We start from the raw sequence: 11,660 nt of genomic DNA, 5'->3' as shown, positions 1-11,660 counted from the left end.
TACACTCTTTCCAAACCGACACCGGAAACCTGTGAAATCTTTTGCGCTGATCGATGTCCAAAATCTGGTTCAAACCCGTCTAGCGCAAAAGATTTCACAGGTTTCCGGTGTCGGTTTGGTCGAATTATCCGGCGGTCAGCGTCAGGCCATGCGAATACAAGCCGATACGCAAGCCTTAGCCAGCTATGGTATCTCGCTTTCAACTCTTAGAACCGCGATTGATAATGCCAATGCCAACGCTGCCAAAGGTAGCTTCGACGGGCCCACGCGATCATGGCAAATCAATGCCAATGATCAGCTTTTGACGGTTGAAGATTATAAAAACCTGATTGTCGCTATGCGTAACAGCCGTCCGGTTCGGATGAGCGACGTAGCACAGGTGGTGGCCGGTGCTGAAAATAATCGCCTCGGTGCCTATTACAATATTACACCGGCGGTTATTATCAATGTCCGGCGGCAACCGGGCGCGAATGTGATTGCCACGGTCGATAATATTAAAAAACAGCTTCCCGAATTGGAGGCCGGATTACCAGCAGGCCTCAAAGTATCCGTCGTTGCTGATCGGACAACGGGTATTCGCGCGTCTATTGAACATGTCGAGGTCGAACTTGTCTTGGCCGTCGTCATGGTCATTCTGGTTATTTTCTTCTTTCTTCATTCTATACGGGCAACGCTTATTGCAGCGGTGGCGGTGCCGATCTCGCTGATCGGCAGCTTTGCTGCGATGTATATGATGAATTACAGCCTGAATAACCTCTCCTTGATGGCGCTTACCATTGCCTCTGGTTTTGTGGTTGATGATGCCATTGTGATGATCGAAAATATCGAACGCCATATCGAGGCAGGCGTAGCCCCTTTTCAGGCGGCGCTAAAAGGCGCGCAGGAAATCGGCTTTACGATTATCTCGCTGACCATCTCGCTGATTGCCGTTTTGATCCCGCTTTTATTTATGAGCGATGTCGTCGGGCGGCTTTTCCGTGAATTTGCGATGACCTTGGCTATCACTATCCTGATTTCTGCCGTTGTCTCTTTGACATTGACCCCGATGTTATCGGCTCGTCTTTTGGTTGCCCATCGTCATAAAAACCCGATTGGTGATCGTATTCAAAAAGGCTTTGAACGGCTCGAATATCATTATGAACATGGCCTCAAATGGGTATTGGGGCATCAAACGCTGACGCTTATTTTAACGATCGTTACCTTTATTGGAACGGCTCTGTTTTATATCGCCATTCCGAAAGGTCTGTTCCCGTTACAAGCAACCGGACAGCTTCGGATACAGACCGATACCAGCCCCGATGTTTCCTATAGCCGAATGGCTGAATTACAAAAACAGGCCGCGGCCAAGATATTACAAGATCCAGCGGTCGAAAATTTATCGGTGATGAGCGGCGTTGATGGTGTAACGAACAGCGCCCTTAATCAAGGCGTGATGCTGGTTAATCTGAAAGAAGGTATCTCGGATGAACAGCCGGTTATCAAACGCCTTTATCAGGCGGTTGGCGCTGTCGCAGGCATCCGCGCTCATATCCAACCGGTTCAGGATTTAACCGTCGATACCGATACTGGGCCCACTCGCTTCCGCCTATCGGTTGAAGGTGCCGATACCGACAGCGTGCATAAAGCCGCGCGTGCTATCGCCGATAGCTTGGGGCAAAGTAAAAAGCTGACGGATGTTTATACCGATGCCGATGCCAAAGGCGACGCGGTCTATGTTAATATTGACCGTGAAACGGCCAGCCGATTATCGGTAACGGTCGCCGATATTGATGACACGCTGTATTCGGCTTTTGGCCAGCGTATTATCTCGACGATTTTTACCGAAACTAACCAATATCGCGTTATTCTCGAAGCCCGTCCCAATCTTTTAAACAGCATTGAATCTTTGGGGCATCTCAATCTCGCGGGCAGTGGAACACTGCCAACGCCGTTAAATGGCTTCTCAACCCTAAAAATAGGCCAATCGCCCCTGCAAATTATGCATGTGGCACAATTTCCAGCGGCAACAGTCGGCTTTGACTTGGCGTCTAATACGGCTTTAGGTGACGGGGTAAAGGCCGTTCGCGCCCAAATTTCCAAACTTGATCTTCCCGCCGGTATCACAACGACCCTGCTAGGCGCGGCCAGTGCTTATGAAAAAGCCCTCGGCAACCAGATACTCCTTATCTTTGCGGCGTTGATTTGCGTCTATATTGTCCTTGGCGTTCTCTATGAAAGCTATATTCACCCGCTGACTATTCTTTCAACTCTACCCTCTGCCAGTGTCGGTGCCATTCTCGCTTTATGGGTTTCCGGCCATGATCTCGATATTATCGGGATTATCGGCATCATCCTGTTGATCGGTATCGTCAAGAAAAATGCCATCATGATGATCGACTTTGCGATTGCCGCCGAAAGGGAGGAAAAGAAATCCCCCGAAGAAGCGATCTTTAATGCGGCAACCTTGCGTTTCAGACCTATTCTGATGACTACTTTGGCCGCCCTTTTTGCCGCCATTCCTCTGATGATCGGTCATGGCAGCGGGGCAGAATTGCGCCGTCCTCTTGGTCTTGCGATTTTCGGGGGGTTATTGGCCTCGCAAATGTTGACAGTCTTTACAACGCCGGTGATCTATCTGTTCTTCGACCGTTTGGGGCAGAAAATAGCGCATCTCCGCCGTCACAAAGATTCTGAAAATGAGGTTACATCGGCGTGAATCTGTCGCGACCTTTTATCTCACGCCCGATCGGGACAACCCTTCTGACCATCGGAATCGCGCTGGCCGGTATTATTGCCTATTTCAAACTACCGGTCGCGCCGTTACCGCAGATTGATTTTCCCGTAATCGTGGTGCAAGCCAGCATGGCCGGTGCCAGCCCCAATACTATGGCCAACAGTATTGCCCAGCCTTTGGAAAGGCGCTTGGGGGTCATTGCGGATGTCACCGAAATGACTTCCAGCAGTTCGGTCGGATCAACCCAGATCGCTTTGGAATTTGGCCTTGATCGCGACATCAATGGCGCGGCAAGAGAAGTGCAGGCGGCCATCAGTGCTGCCCGTGCTGATTTGCCGTCAACACTGCAAAGCAATCCCAGCTATCTCAAAGTAAACCCTTCGATGATGCCGGTCATGGTTTTGGCCTTGACCTCGGACAGCAAAACACCGGGGCAAATTTACGAAACCGTTTCCAATCTTGTTTCACAAAGATTGTCACAGGTCTCCGGCGTGGGTGAGGTCGAAATTGGCGGCGGCTCCTTGCCGGGCGTGCGAATTGATGTCTCCCCTTATGCGCTTAGTCGCTTCGGGCTTAGCCTCGAAGATGTCCGCGCCACGATTGAAAGTGCGAATGCCAACCGCCCCAAAGGTGCCTTGGAAAGCCCTGACGGTCATCATTACCAGATTTACACCAATCAACTGGGGCGCGATGCCAAACTTTATGGTGATCTGGTGGTGGCATGGCGCAACGGCACAACGGCGATCCGGTTAAAAGACATCGCCTCTGTGACCGATGGGGTCGCCGATACCCGTAATCTTGGTCTTTTCAACGGTCATCCTGCGGTTATCGTGCTGATTACCCAACAACCGGGTGCCAATCTTATCAATCTGGTCGATTCACTTCGGGCGGAATTACCGCATCTTGAAAAAATGCTGCCTTCGGATGTTCATGTGACGGTTGCCAATGATCGCACCAGTTCTATCCGCTCGACTTTAAATGAAGTGCGGCTCACGCTGATTATTTCACTGGTTTTGGTCATTGCGGTCGTCGGTGTTTTCCTTCGCAATCTTAGCGCGGTTGTCATTCCGGCGGTTGCGGCCTCGGTCTCTCTGCTCGGCACTTTTGCGGTGATGTATTTTGCGGGCTTCTCGCTCAACAATCTCTCAATGATGGCGATTATTGTCGCCACCGGCTTTGTCATTGATGATGCTATCGTGGTGCTGGAAAATATCGCTCGCCATCTTGAAAATGGCATGGGACGCATGGAAGCCGCCTTGCTTGGGGCGCAAGAAGTCGGTTTTACTGTTTTGTCGATCAGCCTGTCTTTGGTCGCGGTCTTTATTCCATTGCTCTTTTTGGGGGGCATTGGGGGACGGCTTTTCCGCGAATTTGCAGTCAGCCTTTCGGCTGCTGTGCTGATCTCGATGGTCATTTCATTGACGACGACACCGATGATGTGCGCATGGATGCTTTCCCCGCGCAAAGAAGATAAAAAACAGGGACGCATTGCTCATTTCTTTGAAAAATCATTTGCTTATGTCGAAAAAGCCTACAGCTATGCCTTGAACTGGGCATTATCGATGAAGCCTTTGATGCTGGTGCTTTTTTTGCTGGTCTTGGTGCTGACAGTTTATCTTTACGCGGTTGTCCCCAAAAGCTTTTTTCCGCAACAGGATTCACCCATCCTAATGGCTGGGGTGCGGGCTGACCGCTCTTCTTCTTTCCAGACAATGGAAAAGAAACTGACGCAAACGGTCAATATCTTGCGGCAAGAAAAGCAGGTTTCAACGGTTATCGGTTTTACCGGCGGCAAACGCTCAGGTAGCGCCTTTTTGATGGTTGAACTGAAACCATGGGGTGAAAGAAAGGAAAAAGCGACCGTCGTCATTAACCGTCTGCGCCCTAAATTGGCACAGCTTACCGGAATTTCGGTTTTTCTGTCTCCAATGCAGGATTTGCGGATGGGGGCGCGCTCTTCGGATTCTACCTATCAATACACGCTCATTTCTGACGACAGTAAAGCGCTCCAAGATTGGGTGCCGAAACTGACGCAAGCCTTGCAAACTTCTGATATCCTGACGGATGTCGATAATGATTTATCGCTGAATGGTATTGAATCGATGGTCAGTATTGACCGTGACAGCGCCAGCCGCCTCGGCATCAGTGCGCGTAACGTCGATAACGCCCTTTATGACAGCTTTGGTCAGCGCCAAATTGCGACGATTTACGAAGATATCAATCAATATCCGGTTGTTTTCGAATGGGCGCCGAAGGATCAACAAGGGCCCCAAGCACTGCAAAATCTTTATATTCCGGCGAATAGTTCAACCAATTCCGCCTCCAGCACCAATACCACGGCTATTGCCGGAACGGGAACCAATGCTGCAGGGGCGACTTCAGTTGCCAATGACTCTTCGGCTCTTTCCGTCAATTCTACGGGCAGCGGGAATAGCGGTGATGCTAATTCGGCTAATCCGTCTTTGCGTGATCCCTCGACAGGTAGCGCATTGAACACCTCGGCCAGCACAATGGTGCCATTGCCTGCCATTGCGAAATTCTCGCTTCATGCGACTGACTTATCTATCCAGCATGATAATGGCGAGGCCGCTGCCACTATTTCTTTCAACTTGAAAAGCGGCCATAATCTCAATGAAGCGCAAAGCGAAATTAAAGCAAAAATGGCGCAATTGATGGTGCCTGCCAATATTCGGGGTAATTTTGCCGGAACGGCTAAATTAGGCAATGACAGTGGCAGCCAAGCCTTGCTCCTTTTGGCTGCGCTGATAACCATCTATATTGTTTTGGGTATTCTTTACGAAAATCTGATCCATCCGATTACGGTGATCTCTACTTTACCGGCGGCGGGGGTAGGGGCTGTTTTAGCTCTCATGCTCATTCATATGGATTTCTCCGTCATTGCTTTGATCGGGGTTTTCCTGTTGATGGGCATCGTCAAAAAGAATGCTATTTTGGTTATTGATGTGGCCTTGCATCTCCAAAGGGAGCAGGGATTGTCTGCGGAAGAGGCCATGCGGCAATCTTGCATTTTGCGTTTCCGCCCTATCATTATGACAACTTTGGCGGCGGCTCTAGGCGTTGTGCCTTTGGCTATCGGTTTCGGTGAAGGTTCTGAATTTCGTCAACCTCTGGGTGTTACGATTATCGGTGGTTTGGTCGTCAGCCAGATGTTAACGCTGTTCACAACTCCAGTCATCTATATCTATTTTGACCGCTTATCTCGCTGGCGGCCTTGGCGGCGGAAGGCCAAGGCTGAAAATAGGTTGGAGAAAGCATGATGGCTTTTCTTCTATTGCCCGCTATCCTTCCTCATCAGAAGTCAGGCGATGACAATATGGGTAACCCCCTGACGGCTTTTTTCTTTTTAGAAATGAATCCGGTCAATCAGACCTATTCAGCATGGGGAAAAAGATGAAAAAAAAGACCTCCGAAACGGCTCTTTTCGCCTTCTCCGGCCTTTTTCCTATGTCGCCTATTATGGCGATGGTCTCGACCAAAATCATCCATCCAGAGAACGGCCTATATAAAAAAAATAAAGGCAGTTTTACCCCTGTTACAAGCGATTTTGACCGCCTGATCGGCTATTCCGACATTGGAACCGAAGGGCTTTTTCAATCTGGAACAGCTATGAAACCTTATTCTTTTCTGGCTGATTTTATCCAATCAAAAAGCTCTATACGGGCAGGGGCTGTCATCACTCCCAAGGGAACCGATATATCGACCTTCCAAGAAAGGCTCGATATATCTCAATCCACTCACACAGAATATAGAAAGGCTTCTTGCCTTACGCCTTCGAATATCGCGGGATTAGGAAAGGGCATTGCTCTCCAACCGACAATCTCCATCAAGGTTTATTTGTCAGCACCTCTTCTTGATCTCCAAGACAGAATATCGAGCCAGCGCCAATCTGAAGAAGATGAACAGGTTGCCGCAGTTTTGCTGCCTCATGCTGAAATTTTGCAGCGCGCTCAATTTGAAAAATCTATGATGACTTTCCCTCTGTCAAAATCCGACATTAAGCGGCCTCATTCTTGCCGATTACATCATCTTGTAAAGGCTTCGACCCTTACCGCCTCTCACTCCCAGACTGGAATCCCTACGCCGTATACGCTCGAAATCTCCGGCCAGCCCCAAATTGGAAATAGCATGAAGGCCTTTTCTCTTTTACCCTCTAATGCTGAAAACACAGTCAAGGCGTTCTCCCTTTCCTTATCGGAAGTTGAAAATATTGAGAAGTCTGCCTCTCTTCCCTCATCCAAAGCTGGCAATACCGCGAAATCTTCTTCTTTTCCCTCATCCAAAGTTGAAAATACCGCAAAATCTTCTTTTCTTCTCTCGTCCAAAGTTGAAAATACCGTGAAGACCTCATTTTTTTGCCTGTCTAAAGTTAGAAAAACAGCCAAAGCCATAGAAAAAACGACCAAAAGCTTTTCTCTTTCGCCATCGGATGTCGGAACAGCCGCTGAAGGTCTTTCTTCTTCCTCGCCTGAAGTCGGACACGCCACCAACATTACGCTGTCTTCATCACTCGAAGAAAAAGCTGTCATAACTTTTTCTCTTTCTTCTCCCGAGGTTAGGGCAGCTACTAACGCTACGCCTGTTTCTCAGCTCGAAGCTGAAAAGGCCGCCATTTTTTCCTCTTCCTCGCCCAAGGTTGTGAAGGCTACCAACGCCACGCCGTCTTCACCAATGAAAGTTGAAAAAGTCGCTACTAGTTATTCTCTTTCATCTTCTGAATTTGGAAAAACGACTAAAGTTATTCCTGCTTCATCATCCGAACTGCGAAAAAAGGCTAAGGCTTTTTCCTTTTCATCATCTGAAGTCAAAAAAAGCACTAAAGACTTTTTCCTTTTATCCTGCAAAATTAGAAAATCCGTTAAAGCGCTTTTCCTTTTACCGCCTCTTGCTTTGGTTTTGGCAGGCTGCGAAGTTGGGCCCAACTATGTTCGCCCCTCGGCTCCAACACCGCATCAATATAGCGGTGCCGATAACAACAAGGTAACAAATATCGCCGGAAATAGGGGCGCTACCGGTGCGACATTATCTTCTGGCAAGGCAGCCTCCGACCCCAAAAAATCGGCTGACGCAAAATCCGATCAAAAGAAATCTGCCACTGAAAACACTCCGCCACTTCCCCCCGATCAGATTACGCCCAACGGTCAAAAAATCAGCTGGCAAGAAGCCCAGCCTATGGATCGCCAGATTAAAGATCGCTGGTGGGAATTATTTAACGACCCCGAATTAAACAAGCTGATCGAACGCTCTGACGTCGCCAGCCAAAGCGTCGCCCAAGCCGAAGCGACATGGCGTAACGCCTTAGCTGTCATGGGGCAGAACCGTTCATCCATGTGGCCGACTATCAGTCTTAGCGCCTCAAACCAGCACACGGTAACCGGTGGCGGCAGCGAAGTCGTCAACACTGCGGGCGGTGGCTCCTCAACGGTCAGTAGAAGCAATATCAGCGATAACTACCGCGCCGGTCTCTCTATGAGCTGGACACCAGATTTCTTTGGTGGTGTGCGGCGGCAGATCGAAAATTCAAAGGCAACCGCTGAAGCCAATATGGCTGATATTGAAACTGCAAGGTTAGCTCTCCATGCCGGTGTTGCCAGCAGCTATTTGCAATTACGAGAAGCCGATGCTGAAATTGCAGTCATGGAGCAAACCATTGCCGCTTATACGCATGCCTTGGAAGTAGCTCGAAATCGTTTCAATGCAGACATTGCGCCTGAAAGTGACGTATTCCAAGCAGAAACACAGCTATCAAATACGCGTTCTCAGATCGAAAGTCTAAGACAGAATCGACGCACCTATGAAGATGCCATTTCTGTCTATGTCGGTATTCCGGCTGGTGATTTTCATATCGAGCCAAGGAATGACTGGAGTCCCATTGTTCCCGACGTGCCTTTAGATCTGCCTTCTACTTTGTTGCAGAGACGACCAGATATTGCTTCCGCAGAACGCAAGATAGAAGCAGCTTCTGCGACTATCGGAGTCAGGAAAGCCGCTTTCTATCCTAGCTTCAGCATGTCACCTTATGCGGGTGATACAGCTGGCGACATTACGCGGCTTTTGGCACAATCTTCCAGCATCTGGTCTGTCGGTGCCTCAATGGCCTTCACTGTTCTCGACTGGGGATCACATCTATCGCAATTGCATCAGGCACGTGCTGCCTATTCCCAAGCAGTTGCCAACTATCGGCAAATCGTTTTGCAGGCCTATCAAAATGTAGCAGATGAAATCGCTGCGACGCAGATATATGGCAATCAAGAAACACATCTCAATGACGCCTTTAAGAATGCCGATCGGAGCGAGCAGGCAATATTAAAGCGTTATCAGGTCGGATTAGTCGCCTATACTGATGTAGTTACTGTTGAAACCTCGGCTCTGTCCGCCAAGCGCAGTCTGATGCAAACGCAACTTGCTCGTCAAACAGCAGCGGTTTCGCTGATTCAGGCTCTCGGCGGGGGATGGACAGGATTGCCTCCTCGCATGCCTCCCAATCACAAAGTTTTCCACGAAGCAAAGAAACAGCGTCTGGCTGATGAAAAAGCAGAGAAGGCTCTCGCCGAGAAGCCAAAAACGAAGTCATAAAATGACAATTTAAAATCAAAAATGATCGCCAGACTTTAATTATGGTCTGGCGACCATCCTTAAAAATTATTCTTCGGCTTCGAGTGTTTTTTCAATTTGATTGGCAATCGGTGGCAGGGGGGCTGTGACTAACTTTCTTCCGCTGCGCCAAGTGAGATATCCAGATAAAAAGATAACGGCGATTCCGACAAAAGAAATAAAATCAACCGGCTGATGAAAGACAAGATAGCTGAAAATCACCGTCCAAACCATTTGACTATATTGGGGCAGGGCAATCGTATTAGCTTCTGCATATTCTGCGGCAATCATCATCATAATCTGCCCCCAAGCCGCAAATAAGCCATAGATGAACAGATAGAACCATTGCAACGCAGTTGGCGTAACCCAGCTATTCCATGTCATCGCCCCATCAATAACAATAGGCCCAACAACACTCGCGCTATAAAGTGACAAACGAGACGGTTTTGTTACTAATCCGCCTTTTTTCTTATTGGTGGCTCTGAAAACCGCCCATGATGCACCCGTGCAGAAAGCACCGGCTAAGGCCGCCAAATGCCCCACGCCTAAAGGTCTAATACCGGGTCTCAAAATAATTACCGTACCGATAAAGCCGATAATCAAAGCTACCCATTTTGCAAAAGATATCTTTTCATGCAGAAAAATAAGAGCAATAAGATTAACAAAAAATGGCAATAGAAACAAAAGCGCCATGGCTTCAGTCATCGGTAAACGCGTAAAGGCAACCACACTAAAGAAGGTGCAAAGCGCAACACATACAGCTCTGATAAGCCAGATCTTAAAGTCGTAAAATCCAAAGATATTGAGATAGCTCTCATGCGGTTTTCGCATCAAAGGAATTGCCGGAGCCGCAATAACGCCCCCAAGGAAAGCAATTTCAAAAGCGTTTATTTTTCCATCCAGCAGTTTCGATCCTGCATCGCTGATCGTAAAAGCCAGATAGGCTATAAGGGCTATGGTGATGCCTTTTTTTTCCATGGTAACGTGAACTCCGCCATCACTTTTATTTTAGGCAGCTCTTGTCATTCTCGGTATCAGCCTGATGTGAATGTCGATGCACGGCAATCAACAATTTCTGGAATCGAATTTTGAAAGAGCATGATTCAAATATAAGAATGGCTGCTTATATTTTTTTGATCTAAAAAATAGCCCCCAAAATTAAATGTCAGCAAAAAAATATTTAAATTCAATTTTTATAGACATTAATATATAACAATATTACTAATATATATTTAATTATAAATTAATATAATTTGATCGATTCTATTATTGGACTTATTTTATAATTTAAATGAATTAAATCAATTAACTACTTTTGAATTTATATAGCCAATAATTAAAATATAAAAATTAATCTCAATAATATTTTCTAAAACAAATTTTAGAGATAACAAAAAAGGCAGATATCACTATCTGCCTTTTTTATTTAATTTGTGAATTATGACTTAGAAATCATAGCTCAGGCCAGCAAAGATGTAGCGACCATAGACATCGTAGATTCCACTATAGCTATTTGTGGTATCTCCGCCATTCTGCCCAGTCACCAAAGGCGGTCTAGTCCCAATAACGTTATTAACGCCTGCGCTTAAAGTGACTTTATCAGTCACCTTATAGTAAGCGGTCAAATCGAGATAGCTGACATTACCAATTTTTTTATCAATACTTGATGTTGCCGTGCCATTTGGATTGGCCGTCGTTCCAACGTCACTTTTAGCACCTCCTATAAAACGCCACATAGCCGAAAAACCATATCCGGCGGGAAGATCCCAGCTTACTCGCATCTGATGGCGCCATTTGGGCATAATCATGCCACAAACTGCCCCATAGAGGCCAGCACAGTTATAAACAGGTGCACCTCCGCCCGGATTAGTTTTGAAGTTTAACAACCACGTTCCATTGAAAGAGGAACTCAAACTACCGTATTTTCCTCCTAATGGGTAACTATAGTTGACACCAAAGTCGACACCACGAGTTGCAAGAGAACCAATATTCAATTTGGTATCAGTGACATATCCTTCTTGGCTACGCCACAACGAACCATTTCCATCGCGATGAATGTGGTCGCAATAAAGCCCTTTATTACCGCACAGCTGTAGTATGGTATCAGCACCAAGCGTCTGAATAATATTTTTGATTTTGATATCATAGAAGTCCGCTGTAAAGCTGAAGCGGCGGAATGGTGTTAAAGAAATACCTCCAGTAAAAGTATTAGCTGTCTCTGGCTTTAAATTGGGATTCCCACCCGTCAAGCCATTGTATTGATAAGCCGGATTATCCGCAATCTTTCCATATTGGGCTTTTGTTACACCCATCAATTCACACTGGGCTGCTGTCA

At 47.3% G+C, this 11,660-nt stretch carries 6 protein-coding genes; 4 read left to right on the top strand and 2 right to left on the bottom strand.

The window, feature by feature from the left end:
- Positions 1-31 precede the first annotated feature (31 nt).
- Genes LDL18_RS01650 through LDL18_RS01635 form a run of 4 tightly spaced genes read left to right on the top strand, consistent with a single transcriptional unit; the run spans position 32 to position 9,307 of the window.
- The gene (locus LDL18_RS01650) at positions 32-2,695 is read left to right on the top strand and encodes an efflux RND transporter permease subunit (protein ID WP_296506477.1); all 2,664 of its coding nucleotides are present in this window, start codon (positions 32-34) and stop codon (positions 2,693-2,695) included.
- Positions 2,692-5,991, top strand: a complete 3,300-nt coding sequence (locus LDL18_RS01645; protein WP_296506475.1) for an efflux RND transporter permease subunit — start codon at positions 2,692-2,694, stop codon at positions 5,989-5,991. The genes LDL18_RS01650 and LDL18_RS01645 overlap by 4 nt, the downstream gene beginning before the upstream one ends.
- Positions 5,991-6,128, top strand: coding sequence for a hypothetical protein (locus LDL18_RS01640; RefSeq protein WP_296506473.1), 138 nt, complete (start codon positions 5,991-5,993; stop codon positions 6,126-6,128). Before LDL18_RS01645 ends, LDL18_RS01640 begins: the two co-directional genes overlap by 1 nt.
- Positions 6,125-9,307: an efflux transporter outer membrane subunit gene (locus LDL18_RS01635; RefSeq protein WP_296506472.1), complete on the top strand. Its 3,183-nt coding sequence runs from the start codon at positions 6,125-6,127 to the stop codon at positions 9,305-9,307. Before LDL18_RS01640 ends, LDL18_RS01635 begins: the two co-directional genes overlap by 4 nt.
- 66 nt (positions 9,308-9,373) lie before the next feature.
- Here LDL18_RS01635 and LDL18_RS01630 read toward each other — a convergent pair whose 3' ends face one another.
- Positions 9,374-10,303, bottom strand: coding sequence for a DMT family transporter (locus LDL18_RS01630; protein WP_296506470.1), 930 nt, complete (start codon positions 10,301-10,303; stop codon positions 9,374-9,376).
- Between the two features lie 467 nt (positions 10,304-10,770).
- On the bottom strand, positions 10,771-11,660 hold an 890-nt coding region (locus tag LDL18_RS01625; RefSeq protein WP_296506468.1), incomplete at its 5' end, for a TonB-dependent receptor.

The sequence above is a fragment of the Zymomonas sp. genome (assembly GCF_020216885.1).
Taxonomy (GTDB): Bacteria; Pseudomonadota; Alphaproteobacteria; order Sphingomonadales; family Sphingomonadaceae; genus Zymomonas.
This window is presented reverse-complemented; position numbering and strand designations above follow the sequence as displayed.